The organism is Sphingobacterium sp. MAE (genome assembly GCF_056711605.1).
The window spans coordinates 2886253-2912642 of the sequence record NZ_CM160044.1; the positions used below are offsets into that span (position 1 = coordinate 2886253).

Below are 26390 nucleotides of genomic sequence, written 5' to 3' on the forward strand. Positions count from 1 at the left end.
TTATCAATGAACCTTATAAAGTATTTTAAAAATTTATGGAATTCTAATTTGATTATAAAAATAATAATGATTTTAGGTTCATTAATCTTCTTAACAATCATTCTAAATTTAATATATTATCTTTTTAAAAACAATTTGCTATTTACAATTTCAGACGATTATATAATTAAAAACGCTCAAGAAAATAATAATGAAAATTTTTCTAGTGGTGATATTGGAGATTTTCTATCTGGATATTTTGGATTATTTATTGGGGGACTTGGTGTTATATTAACTTTTCTCGCTTTTCAAACACAATTTGAAGCAAATCAGGATTTACAAAAGCAAACAAGTATTCAACAATTTGACAATCAACTTCAAAAATATATTGAGATTTACCTGAACAATAAAAATAAATTTAAAAATGTGGGTTATAAAAATCCAACGAATGAACCTGTTGATCTAATTTATCTTAAAGATGGTAGTTCATTTGAAAAAATAAATGAATATACTGAAATAACAAAAAATTTAAAAGTCGATTTCATTGAATATACTACGGATAATCAGCATTTTTTTCAAAAATTAATTATTGAATTGAAGGTAATTTATAGAGTCATTTTGGAATCCGTTAAAATCAATTTGAAAATTGAGGAAAGTGAACTAACTGACATTCAAAAGGAAGTTGCAATGAGAAATGCATATTTCATTCTATTTTATGGAATAAATAAATATCGGATTTCATACCCTCAATTAATAAGAGATTATGATTCTAACAATATCCAGAATATATTTATTCCAACATATGCCTACACTGATTTTGAGATATTAAAGCGTTACCCTCTTTCACAAATAATTATAGAAGATTATATGAAAACGCTATGTAACCTACAGAAAATTCACAAAAAAGTTGGAATTAAAGAGTTTAAAAATTTTTATCATTTAGATTCTAAAATTGCTAAAAGTTTATGGTTAAAATTAAACTATACCCCTTTTAAAGGATACATGCACTTTCTCCCGCAATATTATAGAAATATATTCTCAATTGTTAAGTATATAGCAAATAGCGATGTCGAAGTTGTAAAAAAAGATAAGAAAAAAGAATATTACAAAATTTTAAGATCAACACTTTCTAATGATGAACAGGTTCTGATATTTTATAATTGGTACAGTAATTTGGGAAAAGATTGGGAAAATGATAAAAATAAATTCTTAACTGATTATGATATGATTCATAACATAAAAAGAATATTAATGGTTGATCCTGATATCCCAATCTATGAACTATTAAATATCAAGAAAGAAAAAAGAAAAGATTTTTTTGAAAATTATGAAGCTTAAAGGTCTCTCTTTTCCAAAGAGTGATCAATATCATCATTTTATCCAAGTGAATATTAAATTAATTGTGTTAAATTGATTTTTTTAAACCTCTTATCTGTAATAATCAAAGAAAATATCAAATGCAAGAAACTGTTGAGGTAAAAGTTTTTATATCATGTCCTGGAGACGTCACACCTGAGAAAGATCAGGTCATAAACGCTTGTAATATCGTTACTAAACACCTCGTTCAAAGAGATTCAAAATATAGATTTTGTTATCAGGATTTTAGGGAGATATATGCTCCCTTAGAAAAACGAGCTCAAGATGAAATAAATTCAAGATTTTCAGACTATGACATTTATATAGGAATTCTTTGGATGAAATTTGGGACACCAACCGGTATCATTGATCCGAATACAAATAAAGAATATGGATCCGGCACATTTGAAGAATTCAGTATTGCGAGAAGCCGAAAAGAGGCTGGTGAAAATATAGATATCTTTCTTTTTTTCAAAGATCCAATAGAATCAGACAATGTTATAGAAAAAAAGCAATTAAAACTGGTTCAAGAATTTAAAAGAGAGGCACAAAAATTAGGGTGGACTAATAAATTTTCAAGTTTTTCTGATGCCACCAAGTTTTATGACACTATGACCTTGGTCCTCCATAAATGGGTCGCTGATCAAGAAAAAGCAGAATCTATCAGTAAGAAAAATAAATTTATAACAAAAAATAACACTTCAAAACTACCAGCAGACTTCTTAAAAAAATTCATAAACGAGTGTACTTTTCCCCAAAACTCCATTAATAGGACTTTTTATGAATACTCCACTTCAAAAAAGATTTTTTCATATTTTGAGAAAGACGAAAATAAGCTTTATTTAAGCGATCTGGTTCTTGAAAAAAAACGAATCGTGGTTTTAGGAAATCCTGGATGTGGCAAGTCAACAGAGCTCAATAAACTAGTTCAACACTTTAGTTCAAAGGATAGTCCATTAATACCAGTGTATAAAAAATTGAATACTTATGTAGATGAATCCTTAGAAGATGTTCTCCCTAAGGAGTGGAATATCATACCGGTAGATATTTGTTTACTTATTTTAGATGGTCTAGATGAAATACAACCTCAAAACTTTAACACGGCGATTCGGAAAATTAAATCCTTTTCTGATAAAAATCCTGAAATTAGAATAGTTATTTCATGTCGAACGAATTTCTATCAGTTTCCTGAAAATGACTTCAAAGGAACTTTGTCAAACTTTGAAGTCTATCTAATCAATGATCTGGATATAAATAGTATAAAAACATTTGCCGTCGATAAATATCAAATTGATGCAGATGAATTCATATCTGAAGCCTATAAAAAAGATCTCCATCAATTGATAATACAACCTTTTTTCCTAGAAATAATACTTCAGGAGTACAAAAAAGAAAATCGATTGTTAAAAAGCAAGGCTGAACTTTTAGATTCCTATATAGAAAAACGGTTTATTTCTGACCAAATGCATTTTAATACAACAATTAATTTAAAAAGCAAAAAACTGGAAATTCTTAAAATGTTACAAAGAGTAGCACTATCTATGGAATACCTAGGCCGCAACTATATTGAAAACGAAGAGCTCTTGAGGCTAATTAGTTCCTCAGAAGATTTAGAGTTGATAAAACACTCTACTGCTTTTAACTGCTTAACTACTGACAGTAATAAATGGGCTTTTGAACACAATAATATTCAAGAATTCCTTGCAGCCAAATCTCTTCTATCTATAGATTTAGAAGAAATTAAAAAATTGGTTTCATTCAGGGATATTATAATAAAACCAAGTTGGGTAAACTCGTTAATTTTCTACATAAGTATTGTAAATAGTGAACAGCTAAAGGATGTACTTGATTGGTTAGTAACTATTGAACCACAAATATTAGTCAAAATTGAACCAGATAAATTAGATCAAGAAACTAGAATACGTATTTTCCAAGATATATTCAATGACTTCAAAGAAAAAGATCTTTGGATAAGATCAAACAAATTCTCAAGCAAAGATTTGGCGAGTTTTGCATCCTCTAGGGAAGCTCAAAATTTTTTAATCCATGAAATCGAATTGGATACCAATCCCCACAAGGCTAAACTTAATGCTATATATCTATTGCAAGACTTTTCAATTGATGATATCGATGAAACTAAGATTCTCGATTCAGTAATAAAATTTATAACAGAAAATGTTAATGATCCTTATATATTTCATGCTGCGACAAATACATTAATATCTTTATCTTTGTTAGATGACGGTACTTTAACAAAACTCTTCAGTTTATTTGGAAAAAGAAAACATCAATATATTAGATCTGCTTTTTATAAAGCTATAAGTCACTTAAATATATCGGACCGATTTTTAGATTATCTAGCAGAAGGGCTGAATCTAAAAAATAGTGAAGAAGACCGCGATGATACTAATCTTTTAGATGAAAGTTATCTCTTAAAGGAGGCTTTTAGTAAAGTTCAAAATATACAAAATATTGTTAGTACGATTGAACTGATCTTAGATATTCAAAATATAGATTCAAATCTATACTATCATCTACCAGAGATTGTACAAGTATTAGTGAATAAAGCGATTGACTTGTATCAAAACCAGAATCATGTATACGTCTCCATGTTGGATATTTACAAAAATACAGAAGTAAGGATTAATGATTCTTACGCTAAAGATATCTCCAAGTTTTTCTTAAAAACGAATAAGGTAGTATTTGCCTATGAGAGTATCCTCACCGAAGAAAGGATTGACTCTTATGACAAGGAAATATTGATAAGTCATTTGATAACAGAGGAGGTCATAAACCACACTGTCACTAAATACTTAGACCGTGATTTTACAAATAAAGATATTCAAAACTTCTACGACAATCTAAAAAGATCTAGCCATATTAAATTTGAGGAGTTCACTCTCTTAAAAGATATCCTCAAAAATAAAAAAATTCCTATTGTAGACCATACTGAGGAAGTACAAAAACAGCAAAGAAAAAGAAGCGAAGAAAATTTCAAGTTGTACTTTGATCCGGACTCCATTAAAAATGAGATAGAGACATTCTTTGAAGCAAACTTAATTGAAGAACTCACTAGGCAAAAGCTATGGAGTCTAGATCGAAGCTTTTATAATGAAGAACAACAGTCAGTTCATCAAGTAACTTTTGATTTGTTAGCAGACTTTACAAGAAATCAAGGAAAAATCAATTTAGAAAGCGTACTGACATTTATCAACAATACACATGGAATTGAAGATTATCTCTTCCTGGGCCTGGCGAAAAAAATTAAAAACACTCCACAGTTCACACCAGATAAAAGTGAAATAGAGTCCTTGCAGGGCTGGGTTAACAGGATATTAATTGATAAAGATATAGCAAAAGCAATTAAGGTTTCAAAAGATAGTGTCCATAATTTTACCGTCAATCAGACGGTTGATATTGCTTGGTTTTTTATTCTTAAATATAATTTAGTGATAAGTAATGGAAAACTGCTAGACTTTACTCTTTTTCATAACTGGAAGGCGAATGGGGATTCAGTTAGTGATTTTAATTTTATTGAGAAACAGGTCGGAATTTCTGAAGTAAAAAAGCGAGTGCAGCAAAATATCGAAAATGGAATTGATTTCTACGCTTTATGGGAAAGCAATGCATTCTACGCTATCGAAAAAAAAATTAAGAGTGTGTACTCGAAACTTTTAAAAGACTTTGCTGATTCAGCTATATCAATATACAGTCGAAATAAAGTCGTAATAGAATTCATTCGTAACATTGGGACACCAACTAAATTATCAGATTTCATAGAAAGTATACCTGAACAGGAATTACGTTCTACTGTAATCCTAGAGCTAATAAAAACTCCTAAAAATAATGCAGAATTAAAGCAATACCTTTTAAAGGTTTTGAAAGACTATTCATCGTCTACTGATGATAAAATTGCTGTATCACAGTTTCTGACACAGCTTTCAGAAGATAATGGTGTCGAATACTACTTGTTGTATCTCGAGAAAATGGCAAATGATATCGATTTTGATAGTTATAATCAAACAAATTACATAAAGGCCATTAAACAAATCAAGTATTTGTCTAAACTTATAGAAATTATGGAAAAATCATATTTGAATATATATAATACTTCTAAACAAAGCGGTTATGATTCTTTAGAAAGTAACATTTGTGATGCATTATATCAACTTGCACTAGTTTCTGAAAATAATTTGACTGCTGTAAAATATGCTTTAAATAACTTTATCGAACGTAATAAAGGCCGTATTAAAAATATTACTGAATTTTACCCTATGATTGATAGGATGGAAAATCAGTTTTACGTGACGAAATCTCAAAATTTAACTATTAATGATGCAATCAAAGAAGTGGATAAAATTTTGAAGCTCAAATAAAGGAAAGCATTATTCTTATATCAGTCCACCAGATCCGATCAAGTATGCGCTACGTTACAGAAAAGGATAAAAAGGCACTTATTGAAGACCTAAAACCAGTTTATAAAGCTGTCAACGAAGAGATGGGATATGAAAATCTACTGGTCTTCGAAGAGAAATGGGGCAAGAAGTATCCAATAGCTGCTAAGTCATGACTGAATAACTGAACCAATCTTGCTACCTATTTTGAATACGAGTGTCAGGCGCAAAAAGTTATTTATACGACCAATCCAATTTAAGGTATCACACCGCCTGATACATAAGATTACCTAACTGAACATAATGAGCTCGTGAATACCTATAAAATAAACACGAATGAATAAAACAAAGATACATTCAGTTCAGAACAGACACTACTGAAATTGATTTACCTTATCATAAAAGATATATCAAAGAAATGGACGATGCCAATGCACAATTGGGGATTGACCATATCACAATTATATATTAAATTTGGTGATAGGCTAAAACTAGAGAGAAACTTTTAAAGAGAAACCAATGAAACAGTTGGTGGCACACTCCCTCTAGGACCATGTTAAAGCACGAACATTATAATAATTGTTTATTTTAGAAACTCTTAAAATCTCATTTTTCATTTTGGAATCCATCTCATTCCTTCTTCTTATCCATACTCTCAAAGCAGGTTGACTTTCGCCATATCTACTTCCTACATAGTATGCTACTTTATTCAACTGATACACGACTGCGTCAAAAAGTGCCGGAGGGAATTGTTCTAATTTAAAGGTGAAAATAATATCAAGCAATAAATTAAGGTGATCTCCATATGCACCAAATGCGCCATTTGGACGTGTTCTTTCCCAACTTTTTTCAGTAACCATCTGAAAAAAAGATAAAAATCCATTTATTATTTTATGTTTCTCAGCCTTTACGAAGTTTAATATAGTTACTCTAGTATTATCATCGGTTATAAAAGAATCAACAAAATTTTCATCTCTATTAGTAAAAAAATCGTTATAAGCCTCCAATTCTTTTTCCCCATCTTTCAAAACTTGGAATTCGTCTTCAACACATTGAGTTATTTCAGCAAGTATTTCAGCTAAATTTTCAAACTCAAGTACCCAAACTCCATTATGCACTGCGTATGGTTCACTTTGCGGCGTTGATGATCTTACTAACTGAATAACTTTATTTGGATAGATTTTATTTTTATTCAAGTCTGGATAAACGTTACTTACCCAGTCTAGTGCAGTCAATACATTAAAATCTCCCAATCCATAACCTATGAAGACTGTGGTAGATTCTTTTAAAAGCAAAGGAAGCTTTTGTTGACGATATTCATTCGGACGAAATAAACGAACATAATCTTCCTGTGTAATTACTATTGAATTTGGGTTTGTTCTCACTCCATGAAGATGAAATATTGGTATTAAACCTCTTGGACTAGTTAAGGTATCCTCTGGCCCAAGAGTAATTGAACTCCCTGTTAGAATAGATTCTAATACCAGGTCATAATTAGTTGTAATAATCCATTCTGGATTTATACTTTCTAAAATCAGAGAATACCTTTCTCTCTGATCTTGAGAAGGATACCAGCAAGTCAATTCAGATACTTTCTCCTTTAAAGTTTGTAATGCTTCTTCGTAATTTCTCCCAGACTGTTTCTGTAATAATTTAACTATTAACGAGGCTCGATCAGGGTAAGGCAACCGATCCAATTTTGATTGTTCTATGCTTATTTTAAGTTCCAAAATGCATTTATCTATTAATTGCCCCCAAGACAAAGCTACATCTTTGAAGTCCTCATTTAAAACTGCCTTAGACATTCCTGCGCCAATAAACAATCCTAAATTTCCGTAAACAGAGGATGTTGCTATATCTTTAAGTAAATCTGCTCGTTTGTATCCCATCAATTAATCTCTATAATAATGTCTTTAGTTAAAACTGAATTTCATCCGACGTTCATTAATCAGTCATTTCATCCTTTAAAAATTATCAAATACTTCTTTGAACTCGTCATCATTAAGGCCCAAAATATCCTGCACCTTTAAATCATTATCTATTAAAGTATTTCTCTGTAAATTATGAATCATCTTGTAATCGGTGAAAAATTTATTCTTCCCATCTTCCCAACGCGCGCCATAAGTACTATACCAATTATAAAATAATAAAGTCTGTTCATAATTGGACATTGTGGATCTTAAAGTTCTTAAATAATTTTTTTTCTGATCTTCAGACAAATTCAAATCTTCATTCTCATTAACCACATAATTGACTATAGAATACAATCCTCTAAAGTATTGAGGTAAAAAATGAAGGTAACCTTTGAAAGGTTCGTAATTGAGTTTTAGCCATAATGTTTTATTTTCCTCATTTTTCCCTTCATAAAAATTTTCAAATATCTTTGTACCATTTTTCTTATGTATTTCTCTTACAGATTCTAATATTTTAACAGCAATGGCAACATAGCCACTTCTAGTATTAGTAGCTTTATTAAACTTATTAAGTCCATCAAAAAAAACGCTATATGATTTTTCAAATAACTCTTTCTTAATTTCTGGTCCTAAATCTTCCTCTTCAAGCTTTTTCTTAAGTTTGTATGCTTCAATAAACACTCGATTTATGACCTTCAGCTCAACTAAAAATTTCTGAAAAACCAAGTGATCTCTAGTTATATATTCAAAGAACTTATCGTCATCACCATTATTAAAAACGTAATTATTGTTAAAGGAAAATATTGAAAATATTTTAGTATTCTTTTGTGCCAACACGTCTAATTCAGTCAATTTTTTTAGCTTTTCTAATAAACTATCACCTTCGATTTCTTTTAAATCAACAGCTTCATTACGAGGATTTTTATATCCGGGATTTGTAAACTTGTCTTTATTATTAAGATATACATCCATCATTTTATGCAGTTGGTTTTCAAACTGCTGCAGTCTAAACTGTTTCTGCACATCCCTGTTAGCCCTATATTGTACATAAAAGGCCAAAAAAGTCAATAATGCTCCAATAATTCCTATCCAAAAACCGAAATACCCGCCAATAAAATCGCCTATGTCTCCTAACTCAAAAGATTCTTTATCTTGCTTTTCCACAAGATACTTTATAGGAATTTTATAATTAGTATTTAACTCCTGACTTTTTTCAGCATTACTAAGTGAATCATATACGGTAGTAATTTTGAATGAATCTTGTTGCCTAGCAATTTCACCCTCTTTTGTCGTATTGTACTTATTCGAAATAGTATCCCACAATTCATTATTACTAAAATAACTTTGAGATCTTTTAACAGTAATCCATACAAAAAAACATACAATAACTAGTATTAAGAAAATCCAAAAATTTTTCACTATTGGATTTCTAATAAAATTCTTCCAGTTAGATTTTTTAAAGAACTCAATTTCTTTATATGAGTTCTTTAAAACTTTAGATAAACTGCTTTTTCTTTTTTTTGGTTTATTAGCACTCATTATTAATTAACTTAATTTCAAATTGATTTATTAACACAGTTCAAAAACTAATTATAGTTCTTCAATGGTGTCATCTTGATACCATTCTTCATTAATCACACAGTTTTCACTATTCGGTTCAGGAATTGCTTTATGTATTTTAATCTGAAGTGGCATAGGCACACAATTACCAAATACCAGTACCTCGCCTGGCACTGCTTGTTTAATCTTAATAACATAGTCATCTGAAAAATATGGCAAAACAGAATATATGTATCGCATATCGACTTCATTCTGAATCCTATGTATAAAATAGTTACCACACTGAGAAAGTACTGTTGCAGACAATTCGGATGGACGTTGTGATGAAACAATTAAATACATTGCAAACTTTCGTCCTTCTCGTGCAATACCTTCGAATATATTTTCCCGAAGAATGTATTCTGCATCTTTTCTGATATATCGATGAGCTTCATCCAATATGATGTGTACAGGATTTCGCCTTCTATCCTCTCCTATTTTTTTCTTTCTAAAATCGAAAATCATTCTATTAACAACACTTGTTGTCAACTCTAGAATATCATTGCCAACTTCACTAGTATCTATGATGATCAATTGATTTTCTTTACTATCAAGAGAAAATACTGTTTTTAAATAATCACCTTCATTTAGATAATTGACGTCGTCTTGTTTCATGAAGTCACAGTCTGGATGTTCAAGAAAATAATCTAAACGATTAATCATAGTGGAAGTAAATTCCCGAATCCTACCATTCCCCTTCGATTCTTCATTTAACAACGTTAAATCAACAGCTATCTTTAAAAATCTATGATCAAAATAATCACCAGGCTTCAGGCGCTTTGAATCAATTTCTAATGCATCATGTTCATTAAGTATCAAGTGAGAAAGGAAATCACTTAGTTCATTATCATTATTCCCAAATTTAATTATACAACTATCATCTGCATTAGTGAGAAACTCAATTAGATTTTGATTATTCTCAAGATCCGTTATTAAAGTTTTTGCTTTAATTATAACCCCTCGTGCAGCTGTTATTTTTATAGTATCACTATCGCTCTGAGTCACAATATTCAAAAGAATATTGCGTATTTTCCACTTAAAATAGTTTTCATACAGAGCAGATTCATTCCCATCATTAGAAGTAAAGATCTTATAAAATTTAAAAGTTTCTTGAAGAACACTATCCCAAAATGGTTTTTGAGTGCGATCGGATGCCATTAAGAATGCCAACCATTCATCAAGGTTCATTAAATAATAAGGTAAATGAAATGGTGTATATATTGCTCCCTCAACTGCAGGAATATTAGGCTTATAGAACTTCGTTTTTAATTGATTAACGAGAACATTATTAAAAGCGCGATGATATTCACCATTAACATCAAACAGAATTGTTTTAGCACCTATAGCCTGATGTTCTAGTTTTTGATATACCTGTTGTAAAATATGTGCTATGGTATTAGACTTTCCACTACCACTATTCCCTAAAACCGCGGTATGGATATTAAAAAGAGCATTGATATTAAGATTAATCTTGTAATTGATAAGATTCTTACTTATTCCTAATTCGATCTCACGATGAACCTTATAGTCTTCTCCTCCTGATTTTGATGGTGATAATATAGATTTAATATCATCAAAAGTAACAATGCTCACATCAGCATAAATAGATGGAAAAATGCCAATCCCAAGCTTGAAGTCTCCTTTCTTATCTAATGTGCCAATAGGTTTAATGACCAATTCACGAGAGCTATCCAGGTTATAGGTGGAATACATCTTGCTTTCGATGTTATGATCTAATATAGCCACTACCTCGCATAATATGGCATCTCCAATAGCATTATGGGTCTTTAGATAAGAGCCTATATTGCCGAAGTAATAAATCTGACCATTTAGGGTGATTGCAGAGTTTTTTGTTGTGTGATAAAGCTTAACCTTAAACTTGTCGTATTCAACTGAAATTACTTTTCCGATTTTCATATTTACTTTACGATATTACTTACCTTCATCTTTATTCGAACTCAATTTCAATCCTTTGAGAAACTTCCCAAGAATGTCATCATCGTTTTTGAATGCATCAATATTAGGTATTAACTCCCTAACGAAATAATCAAAATAATGGATTTTACGTATGCTAGATTTTCCTACTGAACCAGTAGTTTGAGCTGCTTCAGCTTCGCCCGAAGTCTCTTCTTTACTGGGAACAGCTTCATCTGTGGAATCAAATATCTGCCCCCAAATCTTAAATATCCTATTATCGTCAACCTTACCAATAACTGTATCACTTACATCATTCAATATCACAACATTGATGGTTGTATTAGTAGCCAATGCTTGGTAAATTATATTATTTACATGTTCGTCACTAAAACTGTAACCACTGATAAATAACACGCTATGCGGTTCTAGAAGTTTCTTTTGAAATTCTCTAAACATCTCCACATAAGGACTTCCTAAACTTTTATTTTGTTTGGTAGGTGCCGGATAAATTAAAACATTTTTATCTCCAACATTTTCAGGAACAGTAACTTCTTTAATCTTAAAATATGTGTTCGCATTTTGCTCGTCTTCAACCCAGTTTATTGAACCATGTATCTTATATAAGTAAACCATATTTTCTACTGGTTCAAACTTTTCGATACTGGTGTCCATTCTTTTGGCAAAGTTGTAATTGAATAACGCAGGATTGAAAAACTTACTAATTCCGCCACCAAAACCATTGATGTAATGGATATTGAGACTATCCAACGCATATTCGTTAAACAGATCATTGTTCGTTGTGAAAATATTTAACCGCGCTAAATCTTTATTACGCAATGCCAACTTTCTATAGAATTCTTGATATAGTGATAAATTATCTTGGATTGGCTTTGGTAAAGTTTTAAGGTTTTTCCCTTTAAAAAGTTCAATATTAATAGAATTGAATATAACTTCTTCTATGACCTTAATCAATTCATAACAAATCGTCTCTGGATCTTTAATATCCTTTTCTACAGTATCTGTGGTTTCGGTAGAAACAGAGTCTTCTTCTTCAGTGAATGTACTATTGGAATTCTTAAGGTATGATCGGTGAGAATATAAGATTCCAAGAATATCCTCTAAGTTCGTCTCATTTTTAATCCTTTTCGATATCTCATTAAACTCTTTGAATATTTCTTCACTATCATTTTCTTGAAGCTTCTTAACAACGTTTTCATGCATCTCCCGCATCGTTGGAATAGCCGGAGTACTTGTACCTGATCCGAATAGAAAATGAATATTACGCATATTAAAAAAGTCTTGAACAGCCTCTTTAATTGCGTTTAATCTTTCCTCTATATTTTCTTTATCACCTTCTAAATCTTTTAAACGATCAGTTCCTCCTTGATAAAAGTTTACGTTTTCTTTTGATATAGCATGCGCATCTTCCTCAGAAACTAAGTGTGTGGAAGACTCTTCTATTCCATTATGTGTTAATTCTATCTCTCTACCATTACCTATCCAACTATCGTCATAATTGTCTTCGGATTTATTATTTAAACCATCTTCTTGCATAATAGCAGTTATAATTATTTTGTTAGTCTATTTATTAATATCATTGAAAGAACATGTACCAACCTTACCATTTGACAGCGTTTTAATTCCCCAACGCTCAAAACCATTGTGTTGATAAATTAATAGTGAAAGATTGAATCTGCCATTAAACATTTCGAAAATACTGTTTATTAATACCTTGCTCCGTTCAAATGTCACACCTAGATAAACTGTTTTTAGTGCATTCTCAATCGGTATGTATAGCGGTTTATCTGTACCTCGGCAAACTAACCTTCGCTCATCTTCGTTTTCCCAAAAATTAGATTTCAAAAGTGTCATGTCCTTTACCATATAATGGAGGATATCGTTCATATTCTCGGATTCGCTCTTGTCGTTCTGCCAATAAATCGATGGATCCGTTTTACGGTTTGAGTAATCGATATTTTCCAAATGACAACTCTGATCGGAATAGGCTTTTTTCAGGTTATCTAAAAGAATATCTTCGTCAAACTCTAGACATACCCCTGAATGTAAACCGCCATAATGAGCCCACATCATCTCATTATTCCACCCATCTTTTTTCGCTCCGGAAAAACAAAGAATTTGGTAGCCATCTTTAATCATATTGCCATACTTAATTTGACAATCTATCGCTGTTTTGTCAGAATAGTATCCTTTGAAAATCTCTTCATATGGTACGTTGATACCCCCAAAGGACCAATCTAAAGATTCTCTTGGATCATTCATCTGCCGAAGTGAGCTTGTACGTAGTAGTCCTGTAGATAAAATATAGGACATAAAAGTTTCAAACTTGGTGTAATGGTAAATAAGTCCCATATATTTTAATTTATGCGGTAGCGCACGAAGATATCATTACTGGATATAGATAGTTTACGGAAAACCGTAAAAACACCTGAAATAAATGAAATGCTAAAAAGTGATCTCTTCGCAATAGTATTCATCCGTTTTTTTGTTTCAATATTCGTCATTACTTTTGTCAATATAATCAGTTTAATTTTTGTTGGTTAATATTTATTATACAGGAAATTTCGTCATCAAATTCTCACCACAATAAGGTAGATATTTAATAAAACAAGTTCACAATCTAGCCTGAATTAAACCCCTAAATAGGATGAAATCCATTCTAATCTTTATACAATAAATACAATCTTGATTTTAAGGAGTGAAAAGGTTAACGATAGATCTTCTTTTATAATAACTGCAATAAAATTCCTACAAAAGATAACTTAGATTCTTGGCTTAATATTTTCTTCTCAAAATCTAATGCAATATAATAGGAAAATTAAACATTTGAAAATAAAATAGTTGTATCAATCACTCAACATTCTCAATAACCACTAACCTCCGATTAATCAGTTTCTGCACAGCTTCAGGTTTTAATTCCTCAGCACCGAAGCCTCGTTTATCTTTGGTACAAGAACTACTTGATGTAGCATCCAGCTTGTTGCTATTGCCACATAAACATACCCATACTTCTTTGCCCGATGAAAACATGCCCTTTGATTCTTTAACAGTAACTACTTCTGGAAATAGCTTTACCAAGCCCTCCCCCTTCAATGTCTGTAAATAGGCAATATCTTGAGCGGAATACCAGTCTTTGTCTAAAGTAAGTACCTTCAATGCTGCCTTTTTTGCCCATAACGATCCTGCTAAAAGTTTCTCCACTTGATCGTAATCGATAAGATTGGAACTGCTGATCGCTTTGCTAATGATCTTAAACTGCGCACCGGTTAAATCATCGGACAGCAACTGTCCATAGAGTATGGCTATAGCTTGATCTTTGTCCAGGAAATCAAAATAACGGAAGAGCGTGGCTTGACTGTCTTTGAATTCTTGATCCTCCCCTGTTTCATTCATCGCTTTGAATAGCAGGGGTACAAATTCGGTCAATCGGGATGTAGCTATAAACTCGGCTGTAGCATTGTCCATGGTATAGATACTGGTATAGCGTTCTATGATCAGGCTTGCTTTGACTTTGTTCTTAATAACTGATCCATCGATATCTCCACCTACCGCTTCTGCTTGTATATGTTTGATTTCATTGAGCAATACAGGTGTACCGATAGCGGTGATCATAAACGATCGGCGTGCCTTTGCCCGAGAGCTCATCAATATGGACGCTAAAGCCTATAACGGCATCTGCCCGATAGCTACGTGCATTTTGCTTTAAAGACTCCACTACGCTCTTATATAGCTCCTGTAGTTTGTTTTCATAATTGCGGGAGCGCCCACCGAAGAGGTCTACGAAGCTGGCTCCTATTTCACTCAAAGCATTGGCTCCAATAACAGCTGTTGCTGATATGGGATCAAAATAACGCAGGACTTGTCTCCCTTCGATGGTATGGGTACTGGTAACGATCATGGTGTATGATGAATACTGTTTTAAAATCCCGAAAATAAAGGATTGGTTTGATTAGTGGATACGGTAAACCGTAAGGAGGGTAATAAACCTATAAAGTCATTCTTGACAGAATGGCTTTATAGGTTTATCTATATGATTTATTTGATTTATTTAAGTTTTTCGATCTCGTCGATGGTAAGGCCTGTAGCTTTGGCAATCTGATGGGTAGACAAACCCATCTCTTTCAAATTCAAAGCTGTTTCAATAGCTTTTTGGTGTTGGCCTTCAGCTTTAGCCTCTATTGCTGCTTTCTTGGATGCTTGCTTAGCCTCTTTCAATTGTTTTTCTAGTCCTCCCAATTGCTTTTCTAGTCCTCCCAATTGCTTTTCTAGTCCTTCAACTTGTTCCTGTTGATACATCCGCACTGCTTCGGCATCCCATTTACGTTTTAAACTAATATCATACATAGTTCGTTCCTCCTTTGTCAATTTTGCGTAGCTAGCCAACTGAAAGAATCGTTGAAATACCGCCGATTTCATGATCCGTGGCAAGGTCTTTAACGTAGACATATTCTTGAGCATAAAGAATACTTTATCCAGTTCGTCTTCAACCTCAGCTTCACTTTTAACAAAGTTAATCAATTCGAGGTAAATAAACCCAAATCCTTCATAGAAAATTTTCCCTGAATCTCTATTACACAGGCAAGTATCGTGAAAATAGGTTTTATGATCACCTCCTGGCATATGAAAACCATCCATCAGGACAATGGTATAAACCTCTTGAATGGCATACCCCCAGGACTTGCGATTGCCTTTGGGTGCTGTATCTGAAATAACCTTGCTGGCATAATAAAGCATGCGCTGCTTGAGATTGGTCTGTGTACTGGTCTGCATCTCGATAATAATTTCCTCGCCTGTACTGAGCTGGACAACCAGATCAAAGATAACCTTACCGATCTCCTCGGTTGCTCCGATACGCTCGGTGTCTCGATATGTCAGATCAACTATGGTCTTGCGACCGCGAAAGATGATGTTTAGAAAATTGATCAGGTTGATCTTGTCTCCAAATAAACGTTTGAATCCCTCATCGGTGGTCGGATCAATAAATACGGGTTGAACGTGATTTTTCATAATTTTAGAATTTGCTTAAATAATCGATATTGATAAGCAAACATCAGAAAACTAAAATTATTAGCCGGTTATTAAACGTTTGTAGTCGTTTGTTGTCGGCTAGCAGATAACAAAAGTATCAACTTGTCAACCTAGTCTTGCTGTCCAGGCACAAAAAAAAGCCACATCTTACGACATGGCTTCTACTTAATATATGGATTAAACTTGATTACTGATAAGAATTGATCGATTGGGATACTTTCCAGTTACCGCCGTCATTGACTAAAGTCACTAGATCGGTTTTGGTAAAATCTTCAAACTGCATCGTTACTTTGGCGATCATATAGTCTGCTGACTCCTGTACGATGGTAGTACTGGTTTTACAGTTGAGCTGCTCTCCTTTTTGCTTTTTCAAGAAGGAAATCACTTCCGAACGGCTGTTGATCTGATCGTTTGATGCCTTTACTTTTTGACTGAAGTCTGTTGTAAACAACTGTTCTACTCCTGCCGATTGACCTTCTGTCATAACCGCAACGTAATGATCAATGGCTAGATCTGCTGTAGATAAATTGACCACTGCTTTTTTAGGGTTTGCTACTTCTGGATTGCCCGCTGCCATAGTGAATGTTGATACTGCGATCAAGGCTGCTGCTGCGAATGTTTTTGCTAAAGTATTCATAATGTCTTTATATTATATTGTTAGTTTCTTTTTATAAGTTGCATCAGCCCCTCATCCACCAACTCAAACCCTGATGCTTGCTGAAGCAATTGTTGATTCAAAAGTAGGGTGTAAATCGCTCCTACCCAATGGCAATTAGACTAAACCAACTAAAACTCGGTGAATGGTGGAAATGGCTAGGTGAAATTATTTTAAACTTTTTTGAACTATTTTATTTGACAGGTGTTCTTATAATACAAAGCGATAACAAACATACTTTCAACAGGAAAGTGGATAACGATAAATGACGTAGTACAGTAAATAAATCCAGTTGCTTGAAAACAATATGGATGATGAAACAAAAAAGAGGAAACGATAAGAAACATAAAAATTACTGTGCAGTTAAACGCCAAGATAAAGGGTCTAATGAGAATTAGGCCCTTTTGATGTATATGGATTTTCAAGCATTCGCAACTATTTTCCATGATGTATATATGGTATTTATTCGTAACTTAATAAGATTAACCTATATCTTACAATAAATTACTTTGAAAAAATAGCTATCTTGTACTTTCCATATTATAGACTACGACCAAATAAAGATGCAACCATTACAAAAACTAGCGCTATTACTTCTACTATCCTGCAGTACATCCATAATATCCGCACAGACATACTTAAATTTAGATTTTGAAACCATGAGTGGTAATCAGATAAGAAGATGGGTCACTCTAAACAATGCGGCATTATACACCCTAGACAGCGTCGAAAAAGTTAGCGGAAACTATAGCTACAAAATCAGCAAAACAAATCCCAATGAAAAAAGAGATGCTTTTTTTTCAAACATATTACCGCCTGCACTCGTAAAAGGGAAGGATATTATTCTAAAGGGAAGAATAAAAACAGACATTAAAGAAAAGGCCGAAGCAGGTTTATTTCTAGTTGCCTATGATAAAATAGGAAAACCAATTCAGTTCGATGACATGGCTGGAAAACGGATTGATCATACATCTTCGTGGCAAGAAGTCAGCATTTCAGCCAAAATTGATTCCAATGCCGCAATAATTTCTATTGGAGGTGCTTGCTATGGTGGAGCATTGACTGCTTGGTTTGATAATTTTGAACTTTTTATTGATGGTAAAAAATATATATCTCCGGTACCAAGAACTGCCGCACTAACGAAAAATGAACTAGAGGTATTAAAAAAGTACTGTTATCCTTTAGAGTCATCTGATCCAAATATTGAAACTAATACGGATTTATCTATTCTGAAAAAACTGACTAAAGATGCACGTATCATATCACTCGGTGAATCATCTCATGGTTCTAGTGAAATTTTCAAAATGAAACACCGCATCATCAAATACCTATCTCAACATGATACATTCAACATGTTGGCTTTTGAAGCCAATATGCCTGAATCTAATACATTAAACAAAGCTATTCTGGATCAACAGTTTGACCAGGTAAACTTGATAAAAACACTATACTTGTGGCCATGGCATACAACTGAAATTCGTAACCTATTGAACTGGATGCAAGACTTTAACCAAGGGAAACCAAAAATTGAATTTGCGGGATTTGATATGCAGTTTTACAAAGGAGCAATAGAAGAAGTAAAAAAAGCACTCCAAACAAATACTGAGATTCAAAAAGATTTATATGAATTTGAATATTTTATTTCAACAATAGCGTACCAGTACGCTAACCAAAATGGAAAAGTGCATTTACCTGATGAACAGATGCATCGTACTACCCAGTTGCACACTCAGGTAAAAACTGCAATCCAAAAAAGTGATAAAACGGGAACAGAGAAAGACTGGCTACTACAAAATATGAGAATTTTAGAACAATATGTAGATCATAAAATTGGTGATGGAAATCCTGAGGAAAAGCGCGATCGTTATATGGCAGAAAATCTTTTATGGTTATTGGATCATCGTCCTGATCCAAAAATTATAGTATGGGCCCATAACGGTCATATTTCTAAAAGCAACAAAACAATCGATAAAGGATTCATTGATTCACAGATGAGAATGGGTGGTTATATCGCCGATTCCATTCCTGGTAAATCTTTGGCAATTGGCTTTACTTTTTATGACGGTTCGTACACGGCTATGGATCCAAACGATATAAAGCCATTTCCTGCAGTAACCGCCTTCCCTGGAACTTATGAGCATTTTTTAAATCAAATGGATGAACCGAGCTTTATTCTTGATCTTAAGAAAATCAAAGCGGACAAACCTGTCGAATTAGACTGGTTATTGTCAACGCTACCTTTTAGAATCGTTGGCGCAAATAAACAAGATATTGAATTTCAAGACACAAATATTGCCGATGCTTTTGATTATCTCATATTTATTAAAACTTCAACAAATTCTCATTTGCTTGACTAAATGCGGGATGGAACACTATAAACAACAAAAAAAGGAGACTGACTATAGAATTGATGAACAAGACACTGTTCTAATGTTTCTGACTTTGATATGCTATTTAAACAAAAAATTCATCACATATTAATCAACCATTCTTTTCTTAAGTAGCTCCAACTCCCCTGCTATAATATCTGGCCAACGAGCAAAACCTTGTCTAATAATCTCTTCTCCATCAGCTATGGTAAATAACTGAGAGATGCTAAAGGCAGACTCTCGGATACCGGCAATCTGTCTAAAAGTTAACTGTGATCTACTTTTACCTGTTTTGACAGCTGTAGGATGATTGAGTATATATTCTTGGTGTATTTTCTTTAAATTCATCTGTATAGTTGTTAAAAAATTAAAAGATCAATCAGAAAACCCGTAAGAATTTTCCTTCTAACACTTCTTCGGGCACATCTAGAATCTGCTCGATCACTACTGTAGCGGACTCTTCCTTAAATTCACTCATAAACGCCCACAGGTCATTTACTTTTGTCGGGACGAAATGCTGTATAACATCATCCACACTATTGTCAGACTTCAGGATATTGTATCCCTTATGCTTTAAGTCATTCAAAATTTCGATTGTCAATGGTACATTCATCGCAATTAGTATTTATCATTTTCGCCTTTTTCCTAACAGGTTTGCATTTCGATGGTAAGTCCCTTTACTATAAAGTGAACTACCAGACCTCCCCTGCTTTAATTCAATATTGAACAGGATGAACACGAAAGAATATTGAGCAACCGGTTATCTTGAAGCGTGTCCATCCTTATTCAATATCCAAAGGTAAATAATAAAACTAAATATATTAGCCTTTATTTACTATAATTTTTAGTTTAATTGAATTTTATTTTGTCCGCCTTGGATATCAATGATTTGTTATATTTAGACAAATTTTAGTTGCATACATGGGGTATGCCAATTATTAATAATAAAACTATGATCAAATAATCGAAAAAGTTTGAAATACCAATGACTGAACAAAATATTATCCAAACAGTAATTAAAGAACTGAAAAAATATCCTGATATTAAATTTAGCAAGAAAAATGACAGCGAACTAAAAATATTTGGATGCGAAAATACAGGTTTTGATATTTTACTGCTGTTAGGCGGACGCGATAACATGCTTTATTTTGGCCCTTTTCATTGGCATTATGATAATTCGGAGGAAGAAATTAACGAAATGCTCGATTACATAGCTTTTGGTTTGGCAGGGATTGCCAGGCTTAAAGAATACTCCATAAAAGGTAAAGGATACAAATGGACAATACAGATGCAAGATCAAGATGGCGATTGGCTTGACGACGAAACAATGGCACTTATGGATATCAAATTTAATGCAGAGTCTGATGTAAAATATTTGCAAAACGAAATTATACCGAAAGACATTTTATATGATGATTCTGAAACAAATGATTTAAAATAATTGTTTACGTTAAAAATCATTAATCAATTTGTATTAAACATCAAACTAAAAAAGCATTAAATTCAATTATCAATATTCGGAATACTATGAAAGAATGGTTTTGACGACTTATCTATAGCCCATTTTGTTGAAATAATTAAACTGACAGAAGTACGATTGCTAAACGATAATTATCTAAAAAACAGAATTGAGGATAGTACTGATGTCTCGAAACTCAGTAATTACTCCAGTGAAGTAAAAACAGCAGTAGTAAAAATTAGGTCACTAAGTTCTTCTTATTCATTTATCCCCGACAAAGAATGTGTAAAAAATTAAATTTTAAGAACCAAAAATATCACCACACTCCTATTTTTGTGATTTATCGCTACATTTATCTCGATATATATCCTTTTTGATGCTTGCTAAATCATTATTAATCCAAGAGATATTTTAGGATTTGCTGAAATAATTAATGTTGCTAAGCAAACATCAGCTGTACTTTCTCCAGAATATTCAGTTGCGATGATTGTATATTTTTTCTAACCCTTTTATAAAAGAAACCAGTCCAACATCCATATGGTCTAAATGTGAATAGATTTCTACATCGGTAATTACTTTCTTTATCTCAGGATCAGCTAATTGTTTTGACAAATCCTTAACGGGCTGAACAGACCACTTAGGTTCTTCCTTATCTCCTACGCTTAAAAAGACATTGACACTGTCTTTTAGAGCCGAAGCTTTCAGAACTTGGGACAGCTTAAAAAGGTAATAATCATTATACCATATAGATGGACTAGCGGAAACAAATCCTGAGAAATCATTTCTTCTATTTTCGACTTGTGTTAAGAGCGCCAAAAGAGAGAAGTATCCGCCAAAGGAATGTCCCAATAAGGTTCTTCGATCCCTATCTACCCTGTAGCTAGAATCTATTTTTGGCAACAGCTCGTCTGTTATAAAATGATAAAATTTTTGACCTCCACCGATAGCTTCCATTTCATCGGAAGGAATGGAAGCCGGAAACATAAAATCTCTTACTCTTAAAGAATCCATTAGGCTAAAGGACTTATAACCGATCGAGACCAATATTAATGGTGGCAGCAACCCTCCTCTTTCATACTGGTGCAGTATTGGCGCAAGCATAGGACTATAAAAATTGGCGTCAGTTAAAACGACAACAGGATACTTCTTTTTAGGTTGTTCCTGATATTCTAAAGGCAATTGTACGGAAATGTAGAAGCTGTCCCTTACATTTTTTGAATAAATACTATAGTCTGATTTTAAATCAATTCCAGTGTTTTCACTTTTATCGATATGATTACATGCAGTGATCATCAATATGCATCCAAGCAATATGAATATTTTATTTGTTAAGCAAATGGAAACTTTCCGGCTTGTAGGTTTTGATAAATTCATCATAGCTTTTTTTGATATATAATAGTAGTTGATAGTCTGTCATTTGTTTTACTTCTTCGATAGATGGACGATATGCATTCATAAAGCTTTGAAGTGAGTCACCTTTTAAAGTAGTTATCGATTGTACTTTTTTCCTTGAAAACACTTGATCAACATATTGATATTCTTCTTCCTTTAAAAGCTTCATCTTCATTTTTGACGTAGCTGTTTTATTTTTAGTAAGTAAACTAACTACGGATAGCAGATTGACGCTAACTAAAGATGAAGTAGAATTTTGAAAAGGAGAATAATGCGTAGTTGTATTAAATGACTTAGCAATAAAAATATCTTTGACTGTAGGGGCTTTGTAAGCAAAGATGGAAGCATATTCCTTTCTCCGGTTTAGAGAATCCTGAATATAATTACGTCCTGCTTTTATAGTTACTTCATTTAATGCAATTGGACTGATTTTTAATAAGATCACTACAGTGTCTGATTTAGCAGTATTTTTATACTTGAAATGATAAGATTCATAACCCATAATGTTAACTGTTATGGTTTCTCCAAAAGGAACATTATTCAAATTAAAGCTTCCTGTTGCAGTGGTAAAAGTGCCGTAAGAAGATGTAGCTACTCTGGCGTTTACAATAGGTTTTTTTGTCTTTTCGTCAAGCACTAGTCCGTTTACCTGTTGCGCAAAAAGCTGATTTGATAAGTAAATAAGAAATATTAATATTATCAATTTCATACTGAACGTACGGTTAGAGTTTCTATTTTTTTAAAACTAACAATCAATAAGTTGACTACCTAAAAGGTTAACACACTTTAACATTAAAGTAATATTCGACTTTAAAAATGGTTACACTTTTGTATCTTCGATACAGATAAGCTACTTAGCAAAATTGCCTGGACCACTGGTACCAATATTACCGAAATTCAGAAACAGATAGAAATTAATTATGAAACAGATATTATTATTTACTATTTTTCTATTAACATTCTCAACAATTTTTGGACAAACAAAGACAACAAATGTTTTGACTACTAAACATATAAATATTGAAGGGACAAAAATTAGTTTAATTCCACCAGACGGATTTATAAAAGCAACTAACTTTTTAGGACTACAACAAAATCAAAGCGGTTCAACAATTATGGTTTTAGATATTCCAGCTCCATTTTCCGAAACTTCAAAAGGTTTGACAAAAGAAGGGTTTTTGAGTCAAGGTGTTGATGTAAAAGAAATTGAGAATTTAACACTTAATAACTTACCAGCAGTTTTAGTGACAGGCGAACAGAATGCACACGGAAATGTTTATACAAAATATGTTTTGTGCTTTGGTACAGAGAATGAAACAATGATGATTAATGCCTCAATCTCAAACAATCCAAAAGAAATTGCAATTGCAGTGAAAAACTCAATTCTTACAAGTTTTTACGAAGCAGATAAAAAAATAAATCCATTTGTAATAATAGATTATGCTATTAACCTATCAAAAAGCAAACTACAATTTGCAAAAAGTGTGGCAAATTCTTTAATTTTTACAACAGATGGAATTATACCAACAAAATCAGCGGACAAAACTTATCTAATAATTGCCAAATCATTTTCGACGACAGATGTTAAAGATAGAAAATTATTTTGTTTAAACAGAGTGAAACAATTGCCCGTAGAAATCACAAAAATAGAAACTACTACCGAAATTTCAATTGATGGAATTTCAGGATATGAAATTATCGCATCAGGACAGGATAAAAAGACAAGTGCAAATGAAAAAATATGTCAAGTAATCTTATTTAGCGACAATTTATATTATATACTTTTTGGTTCGACAAACAATGATTACGACAACAATATTTCCGAAATCAAAAACTTAATAAAGACATTTAATCGAAAATAAAAAATACTGCCCCGGGTGGTCAATAATTCGCTAAAGCTTGTACTTACACTTCTTAATCAGAGTAATATCTGTAAATAAAACGATATGGTAAACATGAAAAAATTAATACTGCTTCTACTGACTATTATCACACTGAAAAGTGCATTTGGACAGAAGGACAGGCTGGGAAATCCCATATTCAACAGTGAGGTTATTAGTGAAGAAAAGTTTGATAAATTTGAGTTGACTTCATCCTATTACCTGATTGACAATAATATTTCAAATAAAGAGTCATCGGTTTATGTCAGCGTAAAACCAACGTTAACTGAATATTTGAAATTTTCTAGACAACTTCCATCATACGGATTCGTCATTCATCAAGGTGGAGATGTGCTGTATATGATCATATTGATACAAGAAATTGAGGGTTCGAATACCACACTATCGTATAATATTATAAATCCTAGTAACGGAAAAAGCATACAGGTGCCCTGTAAAGTATGGGGAGAGATCAGTGAAAAACGTGCAGACGAACTTTTAAAGCTTAAAATAGATAGTTCGTCAGGCACTATTGACTTTCCAAATAATGGAAAAGGATTTATATTTGGAGGCATTGCTTATAGGATACAGCCTTTTGACCGACTCAAATTAGAAGTGATCGACATCGCAAAAAAACTGATGAGTCAATAGTAAAAAGAAATTTAACGTTCATTCAATACATTCAATATTGCTCAAATAAAATAAAAATCATGAGTTGTTTAGGTGTACTCTTTTCGCTTGATGAAAAGGAAGTAGAAAAATTGAAGTCATATGACGCTGATTCGGATCGTCTGGAATATCTGCAGCACAGTATCGAAGAAATTTACTTCGAAAAATTTCCAGATAGAATTGCGGAACTGGACAAATCATGGGATGGACTACATAGAAGTTTAACGGACGGAAAATATGGCTGGAATAATGGTGAGTTTCCTCTAAATCATGTAATATTGGGCGGAGAAATCTTATATAATGGGGATGATTATATCATGACCCTGAAGCGTCCGAAAGAAGTACAAGAGATAGCTAAAGCCGTCAAAAATATAACCAAAGTAGTCTTGAAAAAGGGGTACGAACAAATTTTGGCGGATGATGAAGACTATGCCGATTTCATCAGTGAGGAAGACTTTCAATACACTTGGGATTGGTTCAGTAATTCAATAGTATTTTGGGAACTTGCGGCGAAGGAAAACAGATATGTACTATTTACCGCTGATCAATAAGAAAGTATTTAATCGATTCACTATTATTCTACTGACTATAAATTTCTATTTGTAGTCAGTAGAATAATAGATGAAATAATTTAATAGAGAAACAACAGCAAAAGATAAAAATAGGAAGAAGGAAAAAACTAGTTCCTATTCATCCCAATTTAAAAAAATGATTAAAATCCAACAAGCTACTATTAATGATATTGAAGATTTAGAAGTGATCTTCTCTCTTTACCTCAAATTTTACAAAGTAGAAAGTATTAGAGATGATAATATCACTTTCCTAAAGGAAAGAATGCAAAATAATGAATCTGTTATATTTACAGCTAAAAAAGACAATGAAATAGTTGGCTTTACGCAATTGTTTCCCACTTTTTCATCTGCCTCTCTTAAGAAGGTGTATATCTTGAATGATTTGTTTGTACTTGAGCATTATAGAAATCAAGGCATAGCAAAACTTTTAATACATCGAGTCATTGAATTTGCAAAAGAAAACAATTGCGCGAGAGTTTCCATAAGCACCGCCCGTGATAATCCTGCACAATTTTTATATGAAAAACTAGGATTCAAAGAAAGTTCATTCAAATTTTACAATTACAGTTTATAAGAAATATAAAATAATAATCACCGATATGGACATCACCCTTTCTGAACGCCGAGACATTGAACCGGAAGAAATAATTGACTTGTACCGTGCAAATGAATGGAGTTCTGCTGATAAACCTGTAGAGCTTTGTAATGCTTTAAGTGACTCACACTCGTTGATCACTGCGTGGGAAATGAACGATTGGTAGGTTTAGGAAATGCTATTTCTGATGGCCACCTTGTTGTTTACTACCCTCACCTACTTGTGCATCCAGATTATCAAGGTAAAGGGATCGGTAAAATGATCATGGATAAAATGCAGGAAAAATATTGTTCATTTCATATGCAGATGCTAACTGCTGATGGTGATGCGACAGAATTCTACAAAAAGATGGGATTCTCGCGTGCAGGGCAAACGGAACCTATGTGGATCTATAAAGGTAGTGAGCATTGAGAGAATGTTAAGATTGTGAGATATATAACAGATTATAAAGTATTGATACCCGAGGAATTCTATTCAGTATTAAACTTTAAACAAAATGATTTCCCGGGGGTAGCCGTGGTCAACACTGCTTTAAAGGAATTTGAACCAAAAATAGAGTTTGATTGGCAACTGGGGTTGTTAACTTAGATCGCGC

24 protein-coding genes and 1 pseudogene are annotated in these 26390 nt (G+C 32.7%); 12 read left to right on the forward strand and 13 right to left on the reverse strand.

Annotation, left to right across the window (positions count from 1 at the left end):
* Window positions 1–6: 6 nt before the first annotated feature.
* From AC06G9_RS12290 to AC06G9_RS12300, 3 genes and pseudogenes are all read left to right on the forward strand, one after another.
* Window positions 7–1317 carry a putative phage abortive infection protein gene (locus AC06G9_RS12290; RefSeq protein ID WP_480956331.1) on the forward strand — a complete coding sequence of 437 codons (1311 nt, stop codon included), beginning with the start codon at window positions 7–9 and terminating at the stop codon, window positions 1315–1317.
* Between the two features lie 119 nt (window positions 1318–1436).
* Window positions 1437–5711 (forward strand): NACHT domain-containing protein, encoded by a 4275-nt coding sequence (locus AC06G9_RS12295; RefSeq protein WP_480956332.1) that lies wholly within the window; start codon window positions 1437–1439, stop codon window positions 5709–5711.
* Window positions 5711–6238 (forward strand): annotated as a pseudogene (locus tag AC06G9_RS12300) (transposase); the annotation flags it as partial. The gene AC06G9_RS12295 and the pseudogene AC06G9_RS12300, both read left to right, overlap by 1 nt.
* A 36-nt stretch (window positions 6239–6274) precedes the next feature.
* On the opposite strand, the gene AC06G9_RS12305 reads toward AC06G9_RS12300, so the two are convergent.
* The 9 genes from AC06G9_RS12305 to AC06G9_RS12345 all read right to left on the reverse strand — a co-directional run bounded on the left by AC06G9_RS12305 (window position 6275) and on the right by AC06G9_RS12345 (window position 16841).
* Window positions 6275–7618 carry an SIR2 family NAD-dependent protein deacylase gene (locus AC06G9_RS12305; protein WP_480956333.1) on the reverse strand — a complete coding sequence of 448 codons (1344 nt, stop codon included), beginning with the start codon at window positions 7616–7618 and terminating at the stop codon, window positions 6275–6277.
* A gap of 75 nt (window positions 7619–7693) precedes the next feature.
* Complete coding sequence (locus AC06G9_RS12310) at window positions 7694–9181, reverse strand: putative phage abortive infection protein (protein WP_480956334.1); 1488 nt, start codon at window positions 9179–9181, stop codon at window positions 7694–7696.
* A 51-nt stretch (window positions 9182–9232) separates the two neighbouring features.
* Window positions 9233–11158, reverse strand: a complete 1926-nt coding sequence (locus AC06G9_RS12315) for an ATP-binding protein (protein ID WP_480956335.1) — start codon at window positions 11156–11158, stop codon at window positions 9233–9235.
* 15 nt (window positions 11159–11173) lie between these two features.
* The gene (locus AC06G9_RS12320; protein ID WP_480956336.1) at window positions 11174–12712 is read right to left on the reverse strand and encodes an SIR2 family protein; all 1539 of its coding nucleotides are present in this window, start codon (window positions 12710–12712) and stop codon (window positions 11174–11176) included.
* A gap of 27 nt (window positions 12713–12739) precedes the next feature.
* Complete coding sequence (locus tag AC06G9_RS12325; protein WP_480956337.1) at window positions 12740–13528, reverse strand: DUF2971 domain-containing protein; 789 nt, start codon at window positions 13526–13528, stop codon at window positions 12740–12742.
* Window positions 13529–14026: 498 nt separating this feature from the next.
* Window positions 14027–14788 (reverse strand): hypothetical protein, encoded by a 762-nt coding sequence (locus AC06G9_RS12330; protein ID WP_480956338.1) that lies wholly within the window; start codon window positions 14786–14788, stop codon window positions 14027–14029.
* Window positions 14751–15074: a heavy metal-binding domain-containing protein gene (locus AC06G9_RS12335; protein ID WP_480956339.1), complete on the reverse strand. Its 324-nt coding sequence runs from the start codon at window positions 15072–15074 to the stop codon at window positions 14751–14753. The genes AC06G9_RS12330 and AC06G9_RS12335 overlap by 38 nt, the downstream gene beginning before the upstream one ends.
* Before the next feature lie 146 nt (window positions 15075–15220).
* Window positions 15221–16183 carry an Rpn family recombination-promoting nuclease/putative transposase gene (locus tag AC06G9_RS12340; RefSeq protein WP_480956340.1) on the reverse strand — a complete coding sequence of 321 codons (963 nt, stop codon included), beginning with the start codon at window positions 16181–16183 and terminating at the stop codon, window positions 15221–15223.
* Window positions 16184–16391: 208 nt separating this feature from the next.
* Window positions 16392–16841 (reverse strand): nuclear transport factor 2 family protein, encoded by a 450-nt coding sequence (locus tag AC06G9_RS12345; protein ID WP_480956341.1) that lies wholly within the window; start codon window positions 16839–16841, stop codon window positions 16392–16394.
* Window positions 16842–17422: 581 nt separating this feature from the next.
* Between AC06G9_RS12345 and AC06G9_RS12350 the strand changes: the two genes are divergently transcribed.
* Window positions 17423–19216, forward strand: coding sequence for an erythromycin esterase family protein (locus tag AC06G9_RS12350; protein WP_480956342.1), 1794 nt, complete (start codon window positions 17423–17425; stop codon window positions 19214–19216).
* A gap of 120 nt (window positions 19217–19336) precedes the next feature.
* On the opposite strand, the gene AC06G9_RS12355 is transcribed toward AC06G9_RS12350, so the two are convergent.
* Window positions 19337–19576, reverse strand: a complete 240-nt coding sequence (locus tag AC06G9_RS12355; RefSeq protein ID WP_480956343.1) for a hypothetical protein — start codon at window positions 19574–19576, stop codon at window positions 19337–19339.
* Window positions 19577–19607: 31 nt separating this feature from the next.
* Entirely contained in the window at window positions 19608–19841 is a 234-nt protein-coding gene (locus tag AC06G9_RS12360) for a hypothetical protein (RefSeq protein WP_480956344.1), read from the reverse strand.
* A gap of 372 nt (window positions 19842–20213) precedes the next feature.
* Here AC06G9_RS12360 and AC06G9_RS12365 point away from each other — a divergent pair, with 372 nt between their 5' ends.
* Window positions 20214–20669 (forward strand): hypothetical protein, encoded by a 456-nt coding sequence (locus tag AC06G9_RS12365; RefSeq protein ID WP_480956345.1) that lies wholly within the window; start codon window positions 20214–20216, stop codon window positions 20667–20669.
* A gap of 492 nt (window positions 20670–21161) precedes the next feature.
* On the opposite strand, the gene AC06G9_RS12370 is transcribed toward AC06G9_RS12365, so the two are convergent.
* Window positions 21162–22064 carry an alpha/beta hydrolase gene (locus AC06G9_RS12370; protein ID WP_480956346.1) on the reverse strand — a complete coding sequence of 301 codons (903 nt, stop codon included), beginning with the start codon at window positions 22062–22064 and terminating at the stop codon, window positions 21162–21164.
* Window positions 22009–22788, reverse strand: coding sequence for a carboxypeptidase-like regulatory domain-containing protein (locus AC06G9_RS12375; RefSeq protein ID WP_480956347.1), 780 nt, complete (start codon window positions 22786–22788; stop codon window positions 22009–22011). Before AC06G9_RS12375 ends, AC06G9_RS12370 begins: the two co-directional genes overlap by 56 nt.
* Before the next feature lie 211 nt (window positions 22789–22999).
* On the opposite strand from AC06G9_RS12375, the gene AC06G9_RS12380 reads away from it, so the two are divergent.
* From AC06G9_RS12380 to AC06G9_RS12410, 7 genes are all read left to right on the forward strand, one after another.
* On the forward strand, window positions 23000–23941 hold the full coding sequence (locus AC06G9_RS12380) for a hypothetical protein (RefSeq protein WP_480956348.1): 942 nt from the start codon (window positions 23000–23002) through the stop codon (window positions 23939–23941).
* Between the two features lie 93 nt (window positions 23942–24034).
* Window positions 24035–24610, forward strand: a complete 576-nt coding sequence (locus AC06G9_RS12385) for a hypothetical protein (RefSeq protein WP_480956349.1) — start codon at window positions 24035–24037, stop codon at window positions 24608–24610.
* 59 nt (window positions 24611–24669) lie between these two features.
* A complete protein-coding gene (locus AC06G9_RS12390) occupies window positions 24670–25179 on the forward strand; it encodes a YfbM family protein (RefSeq protein ID WP_480956350.1) in 510 nt (169 codons plus the stop codon).
* A gap of 157 nt (window positions 25180–25336) precedes the next feature.
* Window positions 25337–25774, forward strand: a complete 438-nt coding sequence (locus AC06G9_RS12395; RefSeq protein ID WP_480956351.1) for a GNAT family N-acetyltransferase — start codon at window positions 25337–25339, stop codon at window positions 25772–25774.
* Window positions 25775–25799: 25 nt separating this feature from the next.
* A complete protein-coding gene (locus AC06G9_RS12400) occupies window positions 25800–25961 on the forward strand; it encodes a hypothetical protein (RefSeq protein WP_480956352.1) in 162 nt (53 codons plus the stop codon).
* Window positions 25940–26206 carry a GNAT family N-acetyltransferase gene (locus tag AC06G9_RS12405; RefSeq protein ID WP_480956353.1) on the forward strand — a complete coding sequence of 89 codons (267 nt, stop codon included), beginning with the start codon at window positions 25940–25942 and terminating at the stop codon, window positions 26204–26206. The genes AC06G9_RS12400 and AC06G9_RS12405 overlap by 22 nt, the downstream gene beginning before the upstream one ends.
* A 15-nt stretch (window positions 26207–26221) precedes the next feature.
* Window positions 26222–26383, forward strand: a complete 162-nt coding sequence (locus tag AC06G9_RS12410; protein WP_346569456.1) for a hypothetical protein — start codon at window positions 26222–26224, stop codon at window positions 26381–26383.
* Window positions 26384–26390 lie beyond the last annotated feature (7 nt).

What these genes read in the sequence shown, in the direction of transcription:
- AC06G9_RS12335 (WP_480956339.1), bottom strand. Translation starts at nt 15,074, where the DNA reads ATGATCGTTACCAGTACCCATACCATCGAAGGGAGACAAGTCCTGCGT.
- AC06G9_RS12385 (WP_480956349.1), top strand. Translation starts at nt 24,035, where the DNA reads ATGAAAAAATTAATACTGCTTCTACTGACTATTATCACACTGAAAAGT.
- AC06G9_RS12395 (WP_480956351.1), top strand. Translation starts at nt 25,337, where the DNA reads ATGATTAAAATCCAACAAGCTACTATTAATGATATTGAAGATTTAGAA.
- AC06G9_RS12315 (WP_480956335.1), bottom strand. Translation starts at nt 11,158, where the DNA reads ATGAAAATCGGAAAAGTAATTTCAGTTGAATACGACAAGTTTAAGGTT.
- AC06G9_RS12375 (WP_480956347.1), bottom strand. Translation starts at nt 22,788, where the DNA reads ATGAAATTGATAATATTAATATTTCTTATTTACTTATCAAATCAGCTT.
- AC06G9_RS12400 (WP_480956352.1), top strand. Translation starts at nt 25,800, where the DNA reads ATGGACATCACCCTTTCTGAACGCCGAGACATTGAACCGGAAGAAATA.
- AC06G9_RS12365 (WP_480956345.1), top strand. Translation starts at nt 20,214, where the DNA reads ATGACTGAACAAAATATTATCCAAACAGTAATTAAAGAACTGAAAAAA.
- AC06G9_RS12290 (WP_480956331.1), top strand. Translation starts at nt 7, where the DNA reads ATGAACCTTATAAAGTATTTTAAAAATTTATGGAATTCTAATTTGATT.
- AC06G9_RS12390 (WP_480956350.1), top strand. Translation starts at nt 24,670, where the DNA reads ATGAGTTGTTTAGGTGTACTCTTTTCGCTTGATGAAAAGGAAGTAGAA.
- AC06G9_RS12295 (WP_480956332.1), top strand. Translation starts at nt 1,437, where the DNA reads ATGCAAGAAACTGTTGAGGTAAAAGTTTTTATATCATGTCCTGGAGAC.
- AC06G9_RS12370 (WP_480956346.1), bottom strand. Translation starts at nt 22,064, where the DNA reads ATGATGAATTTATCAAAACCTACAAGCCGGAAAGTTTCCATTTGCTTA.
- AC06G9_RS12310 (WP_480956334.1), bottom strand. Translation starts at nt 9,181, where the DNA reads ATGAGTGCTAATAAACCAAAAAAAAGAAAAAGCAGTTTATCTAAAGTT.
- AC06G9_RS12355 (WP_480956343.1), bottom strand. Translation starts at nt 19,576, where the DNA reads ATGAATTTAAAGAAAATACACCAAGAATATATACTCAATCATCCTACA.
- AC06G9_RS12320 (WP_480956336.1), bottom strand. Translation starts at nt 12,712, where the DNA reads ATGCAAGAAGATGGTTTAAATAATAAATCCGAAGACAATTATGACGAT.
- AC06G9_RS12305 (WP_480956333.1), bottom strand. Translation starts at nt 7,618, where the DNA reads ATGGGATACAAACGAGCAGATTTACTTAAAGATATAGCAACATCCTCT.
- AC06G9_RS12350 (WP_480956342.1), top strand. Translation starts at nt 17,423, where the DNA reads ATGCAACCATTACAAAAACTAGCGCTATTACTTCTACTATCCTGCAGT.
- AC06G9_RS12360 (WP_480956344.1), bottom strand. Translation starts at nt 19,841, where the DNA reads ATGAATGTACCATTGACAATCGAAATTTTGAATGACTTAAAGCATAAG.
- AC06G9_RS12340 (WP_480956340.1), bottom strand. Translation starts at nt 16,183, where the DNA reads ATGAAAAATCACGTTCAACCCGTATTTATTGATCCGACCACCGATGAG.
- AC06G9_RS12330 (WP_480956338.1), bottom strand. Translation starts at nt 14,788, where the DNA reads ATGATCACCGCTATCGGTACACCTGTATTGCTCAATGAAATCAAACAT.
- AC06G9_RS12380 (WP_480956348.1), top strand. Translation starts at nt 23,000, where the DNA reads ATGAAACAGATATTATTATTTACTATTTTTCTATTAACATTCTCAACA.
- AC06G9_RS12325 (WP_480956337.1), bottom strand. Translation starts at nt 13,528, where the DNA reads ATGGGACTTATTTACCATTACACCAAGTTTGAAACTTTTATGTCCTAT.
- AC06G9_RS12345 (WP_480956341.1), bottom strand. Translation starts at nt 16,841, where the DNA reads ATGAATACTTTAGCAAAAACATTCGCAGCAGCAGCCTTGATCGCAGTA.